The sequence below is a fragment of the Nioella sediminis genome, from assembly GCF_001879695.1.
Lineage (GTDB): Bacteria > Pseudomonadota > Alphaproteobacteria > Rhodobacterales > Rhodobacteraceae > Nioella > Nioella sediminis.
Genome location: NZ_MNBL01000163.1, coordinates 1 through 17,880, shown reverse-complemented (window position 1 = coordinate 17,880; position 17,880 = coordinate 1). Strand labels below are relative to the sequence as shown.

The window sequence follows — 17,880 nt, the reverse complement described above, 5'->3', positions numbered from 1 at the left end:
GTATTTTAGCCAAGATGAAAGGGGGGATGGCAGGTTGCAACCCTTTCAGTGACGGAAATGGCGCATCCCGGTAAAGACCATGGCAAGGCCCGCCTCGTCCGCCGCGGCGATCACCTCGTCATCGCGCATGGAGCCGCCGGGCTGAATGACGCAGGTTGCCCCTGCCTGTGCCGCTTCCATCAGCCCGTCGGGGAAGGGGAAGAAGGCGTCGGAGGCCACGGCGGAGCCGATTGTCAAAGGTTGTGGCAGACCAAGCGCTTCGGCCATGCGTTCGGCCTTTTTCGCGGCGATGAGGGCCGAGTCCACGCGGCTCATCTGGCCTGCGCCGACGCCCACGGTGGCGCCGTCCTTGACGTAGACGATGGCGTTGGATTTGACGTGCTTGGCCACTTTCCAGGCGAAGAGCAGGTCGCGCATCTGGTCTTCTGTCGGGGCCTTCTTCGTGACGACCTTGAGATCATCGAGACCGACAAAGCCGTTATCCTTGTCCTGCACGAGGAACCCGCCCGCGACCTGCCGGAAGGCAAGGCCGCCTGCACGGGTGTCGGGAAGGCCGCCGGTGGTCAGCAGGCGCAGGTTCTTCTTTGCAGCGAAGATCTCTTTCGCCTCGTCCGATGCGCCGGGGGCGATCACGACCTCGGTGAAGATGCCGGTGATTTCCTCGGCAGTGGCCGCGTCGAGCGGTTGGTTCAGTGCGACGATGCCGCCGAAAGCGGAGGTGCGGTCGCAGTCGAAGGCCGATTTGTAGGCGTCGAGGAGCGTCTTGCCCACGGCCACGCCACAGGGGTTGGCGTGCTTGATGATCGCGCAGGCAGGCGTGTCGGTGCCGAATTCCGCCACCAGTTCGAACGCCGCGTCGGTATCGTTGATGTTGTTGTAGCTGAGTTCTTTGCCCTGGTGCTGCTGGGCGGTCGCCACGCCCTCGCGCCCCGAGCCATCGGTGTAGAAGGCGGCGCGCTGGTGGCTGTTTTCGCCGTAGCGCAGGGTCTGCTTCAGCGTGCCGGCGAAGGCGCGGCGGCGCGGGGTGTCGTTGCCAAGGGCCCCGGCCATCCAGCCGGACACGGCGGCGTCATAGGCGGCGGTGCGTGAATAGGCGGTCAGCGCCAGCTGCTGGCGGAAGGCGTAGGAGGTTGCTCCGTCGTTCTCATCGAGCTGGGTCAGCAGGGCGGCGTAATCCTCGGGGTCCGTCACCACGTTCACGAAGGCATGGTTCTTCGCCGCGGCGCGGATCATCGCGGGGCCGCCGATGTCGATGTTCTCGATGCAGGTGTCATAATCGGCACCCTTGGCGACGGTTTCCTCGAACGGGTAGAGGTTCACCACCAGCAGGTCGATGCCTTCGATGCCGTGTTCCTGCATCGCCGCGACATGAGCGTCATTATCGCGTAGGGCCAGCAATCCGCCATGCACCTTGGGGTGCAGGGTTTTGACGCGGCCATCCATCATCTCGGGGAAGCCAGTGACCTCGGCCACATCCTTCACAGCCAATCCAGCATCGCGCATTGCCTTGGCGCTGCCTCCGGTCGAGAGCAGTTCCACCCCGCGGGCGGCGAGGGCCTGGGCCAGCTCGATCAGCCCTGTCTTGTCGGATACGGAAAGCAGGGCGCGGCGCAGCGGCACGAGATCGGTCATGGTGTCTCCTGTGTCTTTTTACAGCCGGAGCACATCGGACGCAGGGGCGCGTGGGGCGCGCGGGGCGTCGGTGGGTTTGGCGAGGCTCCAGCTTACGGCGCTGCCATAATCGGTAACGCGGGAAGATAGAACGATCTGTTTTGTCGCGCGTGGCTTTAAACGGCCTGATTCGAGGTAAACGCTCTTCTCCAGGGTCAAGTTGGCCTCTCGCCCGTGGCGGAAGACCCAGACCTCGCCTCCGCGCAGGGTCAGTGACACGGCTGCGCCCCCCAGATCCAGCTCGGCCTCCACATCCGGGTGCAGGTGAAAGCGCAGAGTGAAGGGGATGCCGTCGATGGGCAGGCGGGCCATGACCCGGTCGAGCGTATCGCGGTCCTTGTCAGTCAGCGCGGCAAGCCCGTCCTCGCCCCGCAAAAGCCGACCGTCATTTTCCAGGCTGAGGCTGCGCAGGTGGATCAGCCCATGGGTGCGGCGGTAGCCGTCATGGGAAAAGGCAATGGCGCGCGCGGCACCGCTGTCGCTTTCCTGAACCTCCACTTGCTCCGGCCCCTCCAGCAGCGCTTGCTTCACGACGCCATGATAGGCGGACCGGGGGCCGAGCCGGGCCGAGGAATACCCCTCAATTGACAGGGTGGAATGCGAAGGCGTGGCACGGCCCGCGCGCCGCCAATCGGCGCCGAACCCCGCGCCGGACCCGCAGTTGACGATGACCGGGCGGCGGCCTGAAGTGAGTTCGAAGGCCAGCGTGGAGGCGTGGGAATTATAGGCCTCCGGTCCCATCATCGGGGGCGCGGCGTCGATCACCACGGATGTCCGCCCGCCCGAGAGCCGCGCATAGCCCATGGCAAGGCCAGACACCGTGGCGGGCCGCACGCCGGATTGCGAGAGCGCGTGGTCCAGCCGCCCGACCTGCCCGCGCCCGCCGCCATGGAACCGGGCAAGGCCACCATCCGCATGGCGCAGGCTGCGCAATGTGGGGGCCATCCGCATGATGGCGGTGTTGACGGCGGGGTCGGGGCTTTTGCCGGATTCGGCCAGAACGGCGGCGGTCCAGGTCAGCAGGGTGAAGACCTGCAGCAGTTCCTCGGGGTTGCGGGTGACGATGCCGCCCGAAGCGTCAATCTCGCGCGCGCATTCCTGTGCGAGGGCCTTCAGCGCCGGTTTCAGGTGATGGGCCACGCCGATCAGCGAACAGGCGGAATAGATCAGGCCCGTCAGCGCCTCGAATCGCGGCAGCCCGTGCGAGGTGCTGCGCCATCGCCGCGCAAGGAAATCGGCCTGCCGCCCGAGCGCGGCATAAAAGGCGCGTGTTTCAGCAGCCTCCTGCCCGTTCATCAGGAATAGCGCGTGGCTGATCCAGCGGATCTGGCGACGGCCGACAAGGTCGGGCACCCAGCCCGGCCCCTTTCCCGTACCATAGCGCGTCATCCATCCGGCCAGCCAGTCCTGCGCCATGGGTCGCGCGGATCCGTCGGGGATTGCGGCCAGATGGTCGAGCCATTCGAAGCCATGCAACTCATCCTCGAACGCGTCGGAGGGCGGTGTCACCGCCCAGGGCACATCCTTGGGCATCTGCACCAGCACACCCGCGAACAGCAGGTTTCCAGCCATCAACTGCCGTCCGCGCGCATCCGATCCAATGAGGCGAGGCTCCGGCTGCGAGGTAAAACCCTTCGGCTTGGGCGCAAAGCCCGCCCGCCACGCCGCCCACCGGTTGGCGAACCGGTTGAGCCGTCCGGGGCGCTCGCGCAGCGCGACCGGGGCGGGTGAAAGGGCTTCGGACATCTGTTTGCGGACTGCTCTTGTTTTTCTGGCCGCAAGGATAGCAGGGATCAGGCCCGTTTCAAAAGGGCCATGTAGAAGCCGTCCATCCCGCCCTTGTCAGCCCAGAAATCCGGGCGCAGGCGCAGACCGCCTTCAGCGCTGGCCCAGTGGGCGTCACCGCCAAGCGAGACCGGGTCAACAGGCAGAATCGTCAGGTCTGCATGACGTTTCAGCGCCGCCTTGACCTGATTCTCCCCCTCATTGGGGAGCAGCGAACAGGTGCAATAGACCATCCTGCCGCCGGGTTTCAGCAAGGTCATCGCGTGGTCGATCATCTGCATCTGCAACCGGGTCAGCGATTCGACCTCATGCGAGGTCTTTACGAAGGGCAGGTCGGGATGGCGACGGATGGTGCCGGTGGCTGAACAGGGCGCATCGAGCAGGATCGCGTCGAAGGGATCGGCCTCGTATGTCAGCGCGTCGGCGGTGACGAGGGTGGCATTCAGCTGCGTGCGAGAGAGGTTCTCTTCGACACGTTTCATGCGAGAAGCGGACAGGTCAAGCGCGGTCACATCGGCCCCGGCAGCGGCCAGTTGCATGGTCTTGCCGCCGGGCGCGGCGCAGAGGTCGAGCACCCTTTGGCCGGTCACCTCGCCAAGCAGTTTCGCAGGCAGCGCGGCGGCGGCGTCCTGAATCCACCAGTCTCCGGTATCATAGCCCGGCAGGGCGGTGACCTGAGCCTGCGCCAGCCGGAGCGATCCGGTCGGCAGCAACTCCGCACCGTTGATTGTGACGCCGGGCTTGGGCGTGATGTCCAGGGGCGCGGGGCGTTCATGGGCGGCTTCAATGGCCGCGACGGCGTCGACCCCATAGGCCTTGTGCATCGGTTTGCGCAGCCAGATGGGCAGCGCCTGCGGGGGCGTGGTTGCCCACGTATCGCGCCCCTCGGCATCCAGCTTGCGCAACACCGCGTTCACCATGCCCGAGGCGCGCGACCAGCGGGGATGGCGCTTGGCGATCTCGACCAGAGACGCGACCACGCCATGAGGCTCGGACCCGTCCACCAGCAATTCCGCCGCGCCGAGTCGCAACAGGTTCTGCACCGCGAGCGTCGGGCGGCGGGTCAGGTAGGGGCGCAGCACCGCGTCGATCCGGCCCAAATGGCGCATGACCGTCAGGGCAAGGCGCTGGGCGCGGGCGGCATCCTGGGGGGAGAGGCCTTGCGGCGCGGGCTGATGAGACATCATCCGGTGGTCCATCATCACGCCGCGCAGATGATCCAGCGCCGCGCGGCGGGCGGCGAGGCCGGTATCGGGGCCGGTGTCTGGCATGGGATGTCCTCTTGTCACTCAACCCGCGCGGGGTATATCAAAGCCTCAGACCGCACAAGGATCGCGACCCATGTCCGACGACGCCCCCAATCCCCGCACCGATCTGCCCGCCGCCGCGCAGCGCGCGCTGGCCGAGGCCGAGGAACGGCGCAAGGCGGCCAAGGCGCTGGAGATGCCGACCGAACTGGGGGGGCGCGACGGCCCGGAACCGGTGCGCTTTGGCGACTGGGAAAGAAAGGGCATCGCGGTCGATTTCTGAGAGTGTCGCCGCCTGACGGCGTCGACCGGGGAACGCCCCTTCTCAGGCCCCGGCGGGGCCCTCGTCGGGGCGTGTTGCCACGGGATAGCCAAGACGGTGCTGCGCCGGTCGTAAGGGCCGACAGGACCGGGACGCGCAGGAGGAGGTGGAGCCACCCGGCTCCAGGCCATTCAGGCGGGTTCATTCTGCTTGTCAAAGCCGTGAAGCCCGCCGGGTCAAGGACACATCCGCTTGATCTGTTGCAGCACATCCGGATTTCCATCCAGGGCCGCTGCGGCCAGATCCCGCGCCGCGCCAAGCAGAACATCCGGTGCAACGATCCGATCCAGCAGGCCCCATTGCAGCGCTTCGTCCGCCCCGATCTTCTGGCTGGCCAACAGGATCATCCTGGCGCGCGCCGGACCGACCAGAGCCGCCAGCCGACCTGGGTCGGATGGCTGCGGCAGGTAGCCGAGCTTTGCCACCGGGTAGAAAAGCTTCGCCTCCGGCACCGCGATACGGATATCGCAGGCCAGCGCCATGCCGAATGCCCCACCCGCCAGCGTTCCGTTCAGGGCAGCGATGGTCAGGCAGGGCAGGGCTGCAATCGCACCGGACATCCGTTCCCATAGCGGCGATACCGCAAGCCCCGCCTTTGCCGCCTCCAGATCCGCCCCGGCGGAAAACACGCGGTCCCCGGCCCCGGTCAGAACGAATGCACGCAGGCTGTCATCCGCAGCCCCGCTCTCTGCGATCTCGGCCAGCTCCTCCAGCATTTCGGCGGTCAGCGAATTGGCCTTGTCGGGGCGGTTCAGCGTAACGGTCCAGAGCCCGCCCTCCTTTGTCAGATCAATCACGCGATCACACCGATCCGGCGGCGAATACCTTCGTCGCGCAGGGAAATCTCTTCGCCTAGAAACTCATCCGCTTCTGCGCCGCACATCCACAACAGGCATTGTGCGGGCCAGTCTGCCGGGATGTGATCCTCCCAAGCCAGCTGGCTGACCGGGTTCACGCCGCTGGCCTTGATCTCGCGCTGCATCTGCGTGGCGACGGTGCCGGGCGACAGGCCGATGGCCCGGATGCCCTGCGCCGCGCCTTCCTTGTGGGCGCATTTGGTCAGCATGGCGACGCCCGCCTTGGACGTGCAATAATGGCTCCAGCCTTCCAGCGCGTTATGCGCGGCGCCGGAACTGATGGTCAGGATCGACCCGCCACCGCGCGCCACCATCACCGGCATGGCCGCGCGCATGCCGTAATAGACGCCTTTCAGGTTGATATCGATGACATGGCCCCAGGCATCGGGGTCCGAGCCCATCAGCGAGGCAACAGGCTCGATCACGCCCGCGTTGTTGATCAGGATATCGAGCCCTCCAAAGGCTTCGGCACAGGCATTAACCGCGGCCTCGACCTCCCAGTAGCGGCTGACATCGCAGGGAATGGCCAGCGCCGAATCGCCGATTTCGCCTGCGATCTGGGCGATCTCGTCGCGGGATCGGGCCAGCAGGCAGACCTTGGCACCTTCCGAGGCAAACAGCCGTGCCGCCGCCTCGCCAATGCCGCGGCTTGCGCCCGTTATCATTGCCACCTTACCGTCCAAGCTGCCCATATGCGCTGTCTCCCGCCGAAAAACTGTTGCAATCCAAGGTCATTGTATCCAGACCTTGACGCCCGCCCCCGTGAGGCGGACATTCTTATCAGCAATTCACATTTGGAAGGTCGTTATGTCAAAGATGAAATCCCTTTCACTAGGCCTGTCTACCGCCGCATTGGTGGCTGCAAGCCCCGCCATGGCCGAGATCAATGCCGATCAGCTTTGGGCGATATGGCAGGAACAGGCCAGCGAGTTCGGGTATAGCCTGACCGCGCAGGCCACTCCCAATGACAGCGGGCTCACACTCTCGAACGTGACCAACACCATGATGATCGAAGAGGTGTCAATCGCGGGCACCATCCCGCAGATCACCCTGACCAATCAGGCCGATGGCTCGGTCATGATCGCTGCATCCGACTCGATAATCTACTCGATCACCGGGTTTGACGATTCAGATGCCCCTGATGCGATCAACATCCATATCAGTCTGCAAGGATTCGGCGGCTTCGCCACGGGCAGCCCCGAGCTTCTGACCCTGAACACCGGGTTCGAGCGTGCATCCGTGGCCGATGTGGAGTTCGTGGGCGGCGATCCTTCGGAAATCCCCGAAATGATCTACGATATCTCGCTGGACGGATATGGCGGCAGCGTGACCTATGATTTCTCCAACCCCGCGATGCTTGGCTTCACCTCCAGCGGTACGCTGGCGGGAATGACCTTCGATGTCGAGGCGTTCGAGCCTGGAAGCGGCGCAGAACCCGCCCCGACGCCGACGCCGACACCGCAGCCATCCCAGCCCGCACCCGGCAAGGTCGTGACCCCGGCGGCACCGCAACCCACCCCGATGCCGGCCCCGACGGGCGGCCGCGGGGACGGCCATCTCGATCTGTCGATCATGCTGGCCGGCATGGAAAGCACCGCCACCGGCACCATGCCGCGCGGCATCGACTGGATGACTGTCGAAAGCTTCCCCGAAGGGTTCTCGATCAGCGGCGATGCCAGCTACACATCTGCCTCGGCCAGCTTCATGTTCGTTGACACCTATGAGAATGTTGATTTCTCGGCCTCGAATACCGGCGGGTCGATCGGCTTTGGCCTGTCTGAGGAAAGCATCCGCTACGCGCTGGCCGCGACGGGTGTCAACATCAACCTCGCAACGAACGAGATGCCCTTCCCGGTGGCCGCATCGGCCGATTCAACCGCGCTGTCCATCGACATGCCACTGGCGCAATCGGCAACGCCGTCGCCCTTCTCGGCTTCGATCGCTTATCAGGGCGTTTCTGTCGATGAATCGCTTTGGGCCATGGTCGATCCGGGTCAGGCGGTTCCGCGCACGCCTGCGACGGTCATCATCGACCTGTCGGGTACCGTACAGCTGTTCGTCGATCTCATGTCCATTGACCCCGAGAGCCTGTCGGCCCCTCCGGGCGAGCTGCGTGACCTGACGCTGAACAACCTGCAAGTGTCCTTCGGCGGGGCCGAACTGACTGGCACCGGCGACGTGGACTTCGCCCCCGGCCAGATGATCCCGATGCCGGTCGGCGCGGTGGATCTGAGCCTGACCGGCGCAAACACCCTGATCCAGTCGCTGTCCGACGGTGGTCTGCTGCCGCCGCAACAGGCAGGCATGGCACGCGGGATGCTGGGCATGTTCGCCATTCCGGGCGCTGGCCCCGACAGCTACAATTCGACCATCGAGTTCCTGCCGGGCGGTGCCATCACCGCCAATGGCGTGCCGCTACAGTAAGTGCGGCACCGCATCACGCCACCCTCGGGCTGCCTGTCGCGGCCCGGGGGTTTTTTCTTGCCACCTTGCGCGCCCGACTGCGGGGCACTAGGTCTCGAAGTCAGTTCTTGCACAGGATCGCCACCGATGACCCAATCGCCCGAAACCCTCGCCCACGCCCTTCTGGAAGCCGCCCGCAAGGCCGGGGCCGATGCGGCGGATGCGATTGCGGTGCAGGGCACGTCACTTTCCATCGACGTGCTGAACGGTAAGCTGGAGCATGCTGAACGCGCCGATGGCGTTGAGATCGGGTTGCGCGTTCTGATGGGTCAGCGGCAGGCCTGTGTTTCCGCCTCTGACACGCGGGCCGAGACCCTGACCGAAATGGCCGAACGCGCTGTCGCCATGGCCCGGCTTGCGCCCGAGGACCCCAATATCGGCCTTGCCGATCCTGCACAGCTGGCCACCGGTTGGGACATTGACGCGCTCGACATGATCGACCTGGCGGCAGAGCCCGACCCCGCCGATCTGGAGGCCCGCGCGCTGGAAGCCGAGGCCGCTGCATTGGCCGTGAACGGCGTCAGCCAGGTTCAATCCACCAGCGCCGGGTATGGCCGCCGCACCCGCCATATTGCAGCAACAAACGGGTTTTCCGGCGGCTACACCCGCACCGACCATGGCCTGTCCTGTGTGGCCATCACCGGCGAGGGGTTGGGGATGGAACGGGACTACTACGGCGACATGCGGATGCACCGCGCCGATATGATGTCCCCGGCAGAGGTGGGCCGGATCGCAGCCGAACGCGCCGTCGCCCGCAAGGGCGCCCGCAAGCCCGCAACCGGCGCCTTTCCGGTGCTGTTCGATGAACGGGTGTCGTCCTCGCTGATCGGGCATCTGTTGCAGGCCGCCAACGGTTCAGCCATTGCCCGCGGCGCGTCCTGGCTGCGCGAGGCGCTTGGCGAGCAGGTGCTGCCCGAAGGCCTGTCGCTGATCGAACAACCGCTGCGCCCGCGAGCCAGCGGGTCGCGCCCCTTCGATGCGGAAGGTCTGCCCACGGCAGAGCGTGCCATTATCGACAAGGGCGTGCTGACCGGCTGGACTCTGGACCTGGCCACCGCCCGCAAACTGGGGCTGCAATCCACGGGGAACGCCGCGCGCGGCACCTCTTCGCCGCCATCGCCTTCGGTGTCCAACGTCGCCCTCACGCAAGGTTCTGCCAGCCGCGAGGATCTGTTGCGCGACATGGGCACCGGGTTGCTGATCACCTCGATGATCGGCAGCTCCATCAACCCCAATACGGGCGACTATTCGCGTGGGGCCTCCGGGTTCTGGGTGGAAAACGGCGAGCTGGCCTATCCGGTCAACGAATGCACCGTCGCGGGCAACCTGCGCGACATGCTGCGCACCATTGTGCCCGCCAATGATGCCCGCACCCATCTGAGCCACGTGGTGCCATCACTTCTGGTCGAGGGGCTGACGCTTGCCGGGGCCTGATCTGACCCTTCTGATCGACGCGGCATTGGACGCGGGCAGGATTGCCGAACGCCACTGGAGCCGCGATCCCCAGATCTGGGACAAGCCCGGCGGCCACGGCCCGGTAACCGAGGCCGATCTGGAAATCGACGCCATGCTGCGCGAAAGCCTGACCGCTGCACGCCCCGGCTATGGCTGGCTGTCCGAGGAAACCGAGGATGGGGTGGATCGGCTGTCGCGCGATCATGTCTTCATCGTCGACCCCATCGACGGCACGCGGTCCTTCATAGACGGGCAAAAGAACTTTGCCCATTCGCTGGCGGTGACCCGTCAGGGGCACGTCACGGCGGCGGTGGTCTATCTGCCGATGCTGGACAGGATGTTCACGGCAGAGCTTGGGAAAGGGGCGGCGCTGAACGGCGCACCCCTCGCCGCCTCCGGCACCCATGATGAACCAAGCGCCACGGTTCTGGCCTCTCGCCCGAACTTCCAGCCGGATCACTGGCCGGGGGGCGTGCCCACGGTTCACCGCAGCTTCCGTCCCTCGCTGGCCTATCGGCTGGCGCTTGTCGGGCAGGGCCGCTTCGACGGCATGATCACCTTCCGCGATAGCTGGGAATGGGATATTGCCGCCGGCGCGCTGATCGTGTCGGAGGCAGGGGGGCTGATCTCGGACCGGGACAACCGGCCGCTAGCGTTCAACAACCCGCGCCCGTTGTTGCCCGGCGTTATCGCCGCCAACCGTCCGATCCATGCGGCCCTGATGGCACGACGATCCCAGACCTGAGCCCCGGAAACGCAAACACCCGCCCGGACGGAACCGGACGGGCGTTCGTATTCGATATCGGCTGCGTTTAGCGGCGGATGCCGAGACGCTGGATCAGGCTCTGGTAACGAGCTTCGTCCTTGGCCTTGGTGTAGTCCAGCAGCTTACGACGCTGAGCAACCATCATCAGAAGACCACGGCGGGAGTGGTTGTCCTTCTTGTGGCTCTTGAAGTGCTCGGTCAGCGTGTTGATGCGGCTGGTGAGAATCGCGACCTGAACTTCGGGCGAACCGGTGTCGCCTTCCTTGGTTGCGAATTCCTTGATCAGGCGGGCTTTTTCTTCTGCAGTAATCGACATCGGGGTCTCCTTTTCAGGTTCAAAGTGGATGGCGCAGGCCGGGATGTCGTCCAGCAAGGCCCATGGAGAAGTGTCACCCAAGCGGGGCGATTGCGGGCGTATAGGGGATTATCCGGGCAAAGGAAAGCCCCATTTCTCTAGCCGAATAAGGCAATTCTGCCGGGATTGGGGCGGTCGGTCATTAACCATATGGATAGGATTTTATTGAGCTTTTCATCAAAGACTCTGAACATTTACGCCTCGACTGGTGATTCATTCACCCTTCGGAAACAGCGCCACATTTATTCCACAGGAAAACCTTGTGGTGGTCGGTAAATGACCCAATGGCCGGCGCAGGATCATCGTCAAGCATATGAAAAGGCTCAACCCCCGGGGCCATTCGTTGAGGCAAAGGAACGAAAATGATTGCAGCGGGTGGAGTAATGTTGCTGATGCTTCTCGGGTTCGCGCTCGAGGGGCTGTTTTCTGGCGGCGATGAACAGGATGGCGCGAGCGATGGCTCGGAATCGGCTGCCGATGGCCGCGCCGATGGCGGCTATGACGCCTCCGTCTATACCTCCGATCTGCATGACCTGTTGTTCGGTACCGACGGCATGGGCAATCCCGGCTCCGGCTCCGAAGAGGACAGCGGCGAAAGCGACGAGTCCGGTGGCGACCTGCTGGATGACCTGTTCGCAGCCCCTGAGGATGACCCGCAGGAGCAGCAGGTCATCTTCGGCACAGCTGCCAGCGAGGCGATGTCCGGCGATGTTGGCGACGATGCAATCTACGGCGAAGATGGCGACGATTCCCTTTACGGTGATGATGGCGAAGACACGCTTGACGGTGGGGACGGGGCCGACACACTGGATGGCGGTGAGGGGGCCGATACCCTCATCCTGGGCGATGGCGACCTAGCCACTGGCGGCGAGGGTGAGGATACGTTCCAGACCGATGACGACATTCCCGAAGATGTGCCGATCCTGACCGACTTCCTGACCGGTGTGGATACGATCCTTGTGCGCTACGATGGCGACACGCCGCCGGAAATCACGTTGGAAGCGGATGAAGAGGCCGGCAATACGGCCGTGTTCTCGGATGGCGTGCAGATCCTGCAACTGGATGGCACCACCGATGTCAGCCTGGACGATGTGATTCTGGAGCAGGAGATGACGGACCCATCAGGCGGCGATGACTCGCTGACCGGCGGGGAAGGCGATGACACGATTGATGGCGGTGAGGGCGATGACACGATCACCGGCCTCGATGGGGACGACCTGCTGAACGGCGGCACAGGTGACGATATCCTGCGCGGGCGCACCGGCATGGATGAACTGTTCGGTCAGCAGGGCGCAGATGCCCTGACCGGTGGCGATGGCGACGATCTGATTTCGGGTGGCACGGAGAATGACCTCGCCTTCGGCAATGAAGGTGACGACACCGTGCAGGGCGATGACGGCAACGATGAGCTTTACGGCGATCAGGGCGCTGATGTTTTGCAGGGTGGCAGCGGCCATGACCTGCTGCATGGCGGGGAAGATGACGACAGCCTTTACGGCGATGATGGCGATGACCTGCTGTTCGGTGCCGAGGGTGACGACGACATGCAGGGCGGTGCCGGCGATGACTATCTGCTTGGCGGATTCGGATCCGACAACATGTCCGGCGGAGACGGCAATGATACGCTCGATGGCACTTTCACCAGCGGTGACAGCAGCTTCGGTCCGTATGATGAGGATAGCCCGGACACGTTGGCCGGCGGCAACGGCAACGATCACCTTTTCCTTGGTGAAGGCGATATCGGCATTGGCGGTAGCGGTGCGGATCTGTTCGAATCAGGCAGCTACATCGAATCCGAGGCCGCAGTGGTGACGGATTTCAACCCGGAGGAAGACCAGATTCAGGTCAGCGTGGACCTGGAGGCTTCGCCTGATCCCGATGTGTCCGTCATTGATTTTGACGATGGCACCGGCGCCAGCATCATGGTGGATGGCACTATCGTTCTGCAAGTGACCGGCGCGCAGGGGCTTGATCCCTCGGCCATTCTGATCCGCGATATCCGCCTCGACGATATGGCGGAATCCGCCTGATCGGCGGTTTACCCCGCGAGGAAATGCGGACGGACCGCCGTCAGGATGGCCTCGGGCACTTCTTCCATCGCGAAATGACCGCTTCCATGGATTTCTTCCCCGGTCACGGGCTGCTCACACCAAGCCTGCCACAAGGCCTGCGGATCGCCCGTCTTCGCCGGGAAGCCCGCGCTGGCCCACAGGAACAGCAACGGCGCGGCGATCTTGTGGCCGGCCAAACGGTCGGCCTCATCCAGAGCACGGTCTATCGTTGCCCCCGCCCGGTAATCCGCGCACATCGCATGCACACGCGCCGGGTCCGATGCCTGCTGCCGGTACCTGTCAAGGGCAGCGCCTTCGAAGGGTGCGAGGCTTCGGCAATGGGTCCAGCTTGACAGGGTCCAGTCGAAATAGGCCACCGGATCGGCCCCGATCATCCGTTCCGGGATAGGGGTGGGTTGGGCCAGAAAGGTCCAATGGTAGGCCTTGAGCGCCAGTTCCGCATCCCATGCCTCCCAGAAATCCACCGTTGGCACCACCTCGATGATCCCCAGCCGATCCACCCGGTCGGGATGATCCAGCGCCAGCCGATAGGTCACCCGCGCGCCGCGGTCATGTCCAAGGATGTGCGCTTTGGGCAACCCCATGAAATCCATGATCCCGATGATATCCCTCGCCATTTCCCGCTTGGAATAGGTGTGGTGATCGGCATCATCCGCAGGCGCGTCGCTGTCGCCATAGCCGCGCAGATCGGGGATGATCACGTGGAAATCCCGCGCCAGATCGGGCGCGATCTTGGCCCAACACATGTGGTTCTGCGGAAAACCGTGCAGGCAGATCAGCGGCGGCCCTTCGCCCCCCTGATGCACGGACAGGCGGATGCCGTTCGTCTCGATGAAGCTCTGCGTGAAGCCCGGAATTTCCGACATGGCGCGGCCCTCCTTACGTCCAGACTGCGCGCCGCGAAGGGCGAGGTCAACGGGCAGGCCAGACCTGCGGCTCCGTGGCATAGGCGATATAGAGCGGATGGCGCGGATGCCCTGCCTTGGACAGGCCCAGGCAATGCAGATCAGCACCCGCCCCGCGCAGCAGCGCCTCCACCTCCGGCCCCCGGTTCAGGTGTTCACCATGCACGCCCCAACCGGCGATGATCGTATCAGCCCACCTCAACCCGTCTAGCAGCAGCGCGTCATTCTCGGCCCCCACCGGCTCGGGCGCAGCGCGCAGCAGACGCGGGTCGGTTTCGCGCCAGGCGAAGATGTTCATCACCCGAAACCCGCCGAAGCCCAACACCCGCGCCCGCCGTTCGCAGCGTTCAACGGTGGGGTCATTCTGCACCTCGGTCGCTTTGGAGGGGTTCAGCATGATGAACAGAACCCGTGGCCCGGTATCGTCCCAGACCCGGCTGAGCGAATAGCGATACCGCTCGCAGTCGGAGTAGACCGCAACGCTGGCCGCATCGCCCTTTTGATGGGTTCGGGTGATCACAGGTTGAAAACGCGGGAGGGATGCACTTCGCCGCCGCGATAGATGCCGACAGCAACCGGCGTGCCTTTGTAGGACACCCAGACCTCCTCGCCATACTCGGCGGTGCCCAGAACCTGCCCCGGATTGCCATTCTTCAGCCGGGCAAAGCCCAGATCGTTGGCGCGCAGTTCCGGCAGATCGTCGAGCCCCACCTGTAGCGGCAGAAGATGCGCATCGAGCGCCGGGTCTTTGGCCATCTCTTCGACCAGCGAAAACGCCACCGCATCCTCCACATCGAACGGCCCGGACCAGACACGGCGCAGCTGCTGCACATGGCCGAGGCATCCGAGCGCTTCGCCCAGATCGCGCGCAATCGACCGCACATAGCCGCCCTTTCCGCAGATCAGCTCCAGCTCAACATGGTCGGCATCGGGGCGCGAAAGAAGGGTCAGGCTTTCCACATACAAAGGCCGCGCGGCAATCTCGAACTCCTCATCGTCACGGGCCAGTTTATAGGCGCGTTCGCCATCAATCTTCACGGCAGAGAACTTCGGCGGCACCTGCATGATGTCGCCCTCAAACCCCTTCAATGCCTCAACAATCTGTTCATCCGTCGGGCGCAGGTCGCTATTCGCAATCACCTCGCCCTCGGCGTCATCGGTGTTGGTCGCGGCCCCGAAGGTGACGGTGAAGACATAGGCCTTCATCGCATCGGTGATGAACGGCACGGTCTTGGTCGCTTCCCCCAAGGCCACCGCCAGCACGCCCGTGGCATCCGGGTCCAATGTGCCCGCATGACCTGCCTTCTTGGCATCGAACGCCCACCGGACCTTGTTGACCACAGCGGTCGAGGTTAGCCCCGCGGGCTTGTCCACCACTAGCCAGCCGTGAATATCGCGTCCCTTGCGCCTGCGCCCCATGGCTCAAGCCTCCGTAATAAACGTCCCAGAAAGGCGATGCTGCTAGCGGGACTTGCCCGACTCGTCAACAACCGTCCCCAGAATGGGGCCCAGTTGGAACCCGAAATCGTCACGCCCCAGATCCGGCGCATAAAGCCGCGAGACGCGCCCATCCAGGTAAAGCGCATTGGGCGTCCCCAGATGATCGCGGAAGAGCCGCCCGAAATGGTCGAAATTCACCGCCCGGTCGGAGATCGCGAAGATCGCGCGGGTGCCGGTAGCGTCGACCCCAACCCCGTTGCGGATGTTCAGCGATGTGCTGTCCGGCAGGAAGCGCGGATGCAGCGCCCCGTCAATGACCAGCATCGGCCCCGATTGCGTGGCATAGCGGCAGTCGGGTGGGTTCGCCGCGTAGGCGCGGCTTTCGATCACCTGCGCACGGCCCGCCTGAATGCAGAACACCCCATTGGGCAGCAGCCCGAAATTCCCCGGCCCGTCAGAGGTAACGACCCGCATCTCCTGCTGGCCATCCTCGATATAAAGCCCAACGGGCCTGCGATCGTCATGGAACATGCCAGCATTCACGGCAAAGCCAAGCCGCTGACCTGGCCTCAGGCTGCGTTCGACACGAGAGAAATTGCCAAGGATATTGCCTGCCTCATCGCGCAGGAACAGGCGCAGATCCTCGCGGGTCAGATCCACCTCGCAGATGGTGAAATCGGCACCGTCGAACCGGTCCTGCCGGCATTCGGTTGCCTGTGCCGCCGAAGCGGCCAGCATCATCAGCGAAAGGGCCAGCCAGCGCATCCTAGTCCTCGCCGTCGTCCTCAACGCGGTCAAGATCCTGCCGCACTTTCTCCTGTTGGAACAGCGCACGCGCCTCGTCCATCTTGTCGAAGGTCTCATCAATCAGGAACCGGAAGTCGGGCGCGTATTTGAGGTTCATCTTCTTGGTGATCATCCGACGCAGCTCACCCTTGTTGCGCTTCAGCGCCTGGATGGCCTCCTGCCTGTGACCGCCACCAAGGGGCAGCACATAGACGGTCGCGATTTTCAGATCGGGCGAGGTGCGCACCTCGCTCACCGTGATCGACATCGAATTCAACTCGGGGTCGTGAATATCCCCCTGCATCAGCACATCCGACAGGGTGCGCCGGATCAGTTCGCCCACCCGCAACTGCCGCTGCGAGGGCCCCGGTCCGTCATGAAACTTGTTCTTTGCCATGGCCATCATCCTTTGCCCCCCACTTATGGGATCACCCCGCCCCCCGCAAGCAACGGCTTTCACCCGCGCCCGGGGTGCGCTAGAGCAAGGGCAGGATTTTGCCAGAGGATCGGGATCATGCAGGGCAGCACCGCAATCGCAGTCATGGGGGCATCGGGCCGGATGGGGCAGATGCTGATCAAACTGGTGAATGACAGTGACGCCGCGCATTTGGTCGCGGTGACGGAACGCGCGGGCCACGATTGGGCAGGCCGTGACCTGGGCGAATGCATGGGCGGGGCCGCGACCGGCGTCATGGTCCATGCCGATCCGATCGACGCCATCGTGAACGCACAGGCGGTGATCGACTTCACCTCGCCCGAGGCCACCGTCGCCCATGCGCAACTGACTGCACAGGCCCGTTGCGTCCACGTGATCGGCACCACCGGCATGGATGACAGCCATGATCAGGCCCTGACCCATGCCAGCCGCCACGCGACGATCATCCAGGCAGGCAATATGAGCCTTGGTGTGAACCTGCTGGTGCAGATCACCAAACAGGTCGCCGCCGCGCTTGACGAAGATTTCGATATTGAGGTGATCGAGGCCCATCACCACCACAAGGTCGACGCGCCCTCTGGCACCGCGTTGATGCTGGGTCAGGCTGCGGCGGACGGGCGGGGCATTGACCTCAATGTCGCGAAGGATTCTGGTCGCGACGGCATCACAGGTGCCCGTAAGCGCGGGCATATCGGCTTCTCCGCCATTCGCGGCGGCGATATCGTCGGTGAACATGACGTGCTCTTTGCCGGTCAGGGCGAACGCATCGTCTTGCGCCACGTCGCTACCGACCGCGCCATCTTCGCGCGGGGGGCGCTCAAGGCCGCGCTTTGGGGTCAGGGCAAAGGCCCCGGCCGCTTCGATATGCTCGACGTTCTGGGAATGCGCTGAACCAGCCCTGAAGCAGCGGGCAGAACCGGTGGATCAGCGAGATTGCCAGCCCCGTCGCGCGCCGGGGGTCTTCGAGTGGAAATCGGCAGGGCGCTTTCGCACCCAGGCGATGAACTTGCTCAGCCTCGGTTGCGCCTGAAGCGCTTCGATCGTGTTGAAATCGCGTGCGAGCTCTGTTTCCGACAAGGTCGCGTGAATCTCGTTGTGACAGATCTGGTGCAGCAAAACCGTCGGTCCGCCCTTGCCGCCACGCAGGCGTGGGATCAGGTGATGAAGGCTCTGCTTCGCATGGGGCGGGATCGGTCGTCCGCAGAGAGGGCAGATCGGCGTTTCATCCATTTCGCGTGTGGTCCTGCGCTGTCCTGAGCCATAGGATGGGGCAAACCCGGGACGAGGCAAGGGCGGATGCAAACCGAAAAACTGGACGCG

General features: G+C 64.3%; 18 protein-coding genes. 6 read left to right on the top strand and 12 right to left on the bottom strand.

Annotation, left to right across the window (positions count from 1 at the left end; all coding sequences use genetic code 11):
- Positions 1-45: 45 nt before the first annotated feature.
- From purH to BKY26_RS18110, 3 genes are read right to left on the bottom strand one after another with little or no spacing between them, the layout of a single operon-like run.
- On the bottom strand, positions 46-1,632 hold the full coding sequence (gene purH, locus BKY26_RS18120) for a bifunctional phosphoribosylaminoimidazolecarboxamide formyltransferase/IMP cyclohydrolase (protein ID WP_071691785.1): 1,587 nt from the start codon (positions 1,630-1,632) through the stop codon (positions 46-48).
- Between the two features lie 18 nt (positions 1,633-1,650).
- Positions 1,651-3,417, bottom strand: a complete 1,767-nt coding sequence (locus BKY26_RS18115; protein WP_071691784.1) for a heparinase II/III family protein — start codon at positions 3,415-3,417, stop codon at positions 1,651-1,653.
- A gap of 47 nt (positions 3,418-3,464) precedes the next feature.
- On the bottom strand, positions 3,465-4,727 hold the full coding sequence (locus BKY26_RS18110; RefSeq protein ID WP_071691783.1) for an RsmB/NOP family class I SAM-dependent RNA methyltransferase: 1,263 nt from the start codon (positions 4,725-4,727) through the stop codon (positions 3,465-3,467).
- A gap of 70 nt (positions 4,728-4,797) precedes the next feature.
- On the opposite strand from BKY26_RS18110, the gene BKY26_RS18105 reads away from it, so the two are divergent.
- A complete protein-coding gene (locus tag BKY26_RS18105; protein ID WP_071691782.1) occupies positions 4,798-4,986 on the top strand; it encodes a DUF1674 domain-containing protein in 189 nt (62 codons plus the stop codon).
- A gap of 215 nt (positions 4,987-5,201) precedes the next feature.
- Here BKY26_RS18105 and BKY26_RS18100 read toward each other — a convergent pair whose 3' ends face one another.
- Positions 5,202-5,822 (bottom strand): enoyl-CoA hydratase/isomerase family protein, encoded by a 621-nt coding sequence (locus BKY26_RS18100; RefSeq protein WP_071691781.1) that lies wholly within the window; start codon positions 5,820-5,822, stop codon positions 5,202-5,204.
- Positions 5,819-6,547 (bottom strand): SDR family oxidoreductase, encoded by a 729-nt coding sequence (locus BKY26_RS18095; RefSeq protein WP_245764469.1) that lies wholly within the window; start codon positions 6,545-6,547, stop codon positions 5,819-5,821. Before BKY26_RS18095 ends, BKY26_RS18100 begins: the two co-directional genes overlap by 4 nt.
- A 151-nt stretch (positions 6,548-6,698) precedes the next feature.
- On the opposite strand from BKY26_RS18095, the gene BKY26_RS18090 reads away from it, so the two are divergent.
- The 3 genes from BKY26_RS18090 to BKY26_RS18080 all read left to right on the top strand — a co-directional run bounded on the left by BKY26_RS18090 (position 6,699) and on the right by BKY26_RS18080 (position 10,545).
- The gene (locus BKY26_RS18090; RefSeq protein ID WP_158514364.1) at positions 6,699-8,306 is read left to right on the top strand and encodes a DUF2125 domain-containing protein; all 1,608 of its coding nucleotides are present in this window, start codon (positions 6,699-6,701) and stop codon (positions 8,304-8,306) included.
- Positions 8,307-8,432: 126 nt separating this feature from the next.
- On the top strand, positions 8,433-9,779 hold the full coding sequence (locus BKY26_RS18085) for a TldD/PmbA family protein (RefSeq protein WP_071691778.1): 1,347 nt from the start codon (positions 8,433-8,435) through the stop codon (positions 9,777-9,779).
- Positions 9,766-10,545 (top strand): 3'(2'),5'-bisphosphate nucleotidase CysQ, encoded by a 780-nt coding sequence (locus tag BKY26_RS18080; RefSeq protein WP_071691777.1) that lies wholly within the window; start codon positions 9,766-9,768, stop codon positions 10,543-10,545. Before BKY26_RS18085 ends, BKY26_RS18080 begins: the two co-directional genes overlap by 14 nt.
- Before the next feature lie 67 nt (positions 10,546-10,612).
- Here BKY26_RS18080 and rpsO read toward each other — a convergent pair whose 3' ends face one another.
- Positions 10,613-10,882, bottom strand: coding sequence for a 30S ribosomal protein S15 (gene rpsO / locus BKY26_RS18075; RefSeq protein WP_071691776.1), 270 nt, complete (start codon positions 10,880-10,882; stop codon positions 10,613-10,615).
- A 431-nt stretch (positions 10,883-11,313) separates the two neighbouring features.
- Here rpsO and BKY26_RS20825 point away from each other — a divergent pair, with 431 nt between their 5' ends.
- Complete coding sequence (locus BKY26_RS20825; RefSeq protein WP_281249846.1) at positions 11,314-12,951, top strand: calcium-binding protein; 1,638 nt, start codon at positions 11,314-11,316, stop codon at positions 12,949-12,951.
- Between the two features lie 8 nt (positions 12,952-12,959).
- Here BKY26_RS20825 and BKY26_RS18065 read toward each other — a convergent pair whose 3' ends face one another.
- Genes BKY26_RS18065 through rbfA form a run of 5 tightly spaced genes read right to left on the bottom strand, consistent with a single transcriptional unit; the run spans position 12,960 to position 16,521 of the window.
- Positions 12,960-13,859, bottom strand: a complete 900-nt coding sequence (locus tag BKY26_RS18065; protein ID WP_071691774.1) for an alpha/beta fold hydrolase — start codon at positions 13,857-13,859, stop codon at positions 12,960-12,962.
- A gap of 46 nt (positions 13,860-13,905) precedes the next feature.
- Complete coding sequence (locus BKY26_RS18060) at positions 13,906-14,418, bottom strand: DUF1643 domain-containing protein (RefSeq protein ID WP_071691773.1); 513 nt, start codon at positions 14,416-14,418, stop codon at positions 13,906-13,908.
- Positions 14,415-15,317 carry a tRNA pseudouridine(55) synthase TruB gene (truB, locus tag BKY26_RS18055; RefSeq protein ID WP_071691772.1) on the bottom strand — a complete coding sequence of 301 codons (903 nt, stop codon included), beginning with the start codon at positions 15,315-15,317 and terminating at the stop codon, positions 14,415-14,417. Before truB ends, BKY26_RS18060 begins: the two co-directional genes overlap by 4 nt.
- A gap of 42 nt (positions 15,318-15,359) precedes the next feature.
- Positions 15,360-16,103: a phosphodiester glycosidase family protein gene (locus tag BKY26_RS18050; RefSeq protein ID WP_071691771.1), complete on the bottom strand. Its 744-nt coding sequence runs from the start codon at positions 16,101-16,103 to the stop codon at positions 15,360-15,362.
- A gap of 1 nt (position 16,104) precedes the next feature.
- On the bottom strand, positions 16,105-16,521 hold the full coding sequence (rbfA, locus tag BKY26_RS18045; protein WP_071691770.1) for a 30S ribosome-binding factor RbfA: 417 nt from the start codon (positions 16,519-16,521) through the stop codon (positions 16,105-16,107).
- Between the two features lie 117 nt (positions 16,522-16,638).
- Between rbfA and dapB the strand changes: the two genes are divergently transcribed.
- Positions 16,639-17,451 carry a 4-hydroxy-tetrahydrodipicolinate reductase gene (gene dapB, locus BKY26_RS18040; protein WP_071691769.1) on the top strand — a complete coding sequence of 271 codons (813 nt, stop codon included), beginning with the start codon at positions 16,639-16,641 and terminating at the stop codon, positions 17,449-17,451.
- A gap of 33 nt (positions 17,452-17,484) precedes the next feature.
- Here the strand turns inward: dapB and BKY26_RS18035 are convergent, their stop codons facing one another.
- On the bottom strand, positions 17,485-17,790 hold the full coding sequence (locus BKY26_RS18035) for an HNH endonuclease (RefSeq protein ID WP_071691768.1): 306 nt from the start codon (positions 17,788-17,790) through the stop codon (positions 17,485-17,487).
- Between the last annotated feature and the right edge of the window lie 90 nt (positions 17,791-17,880).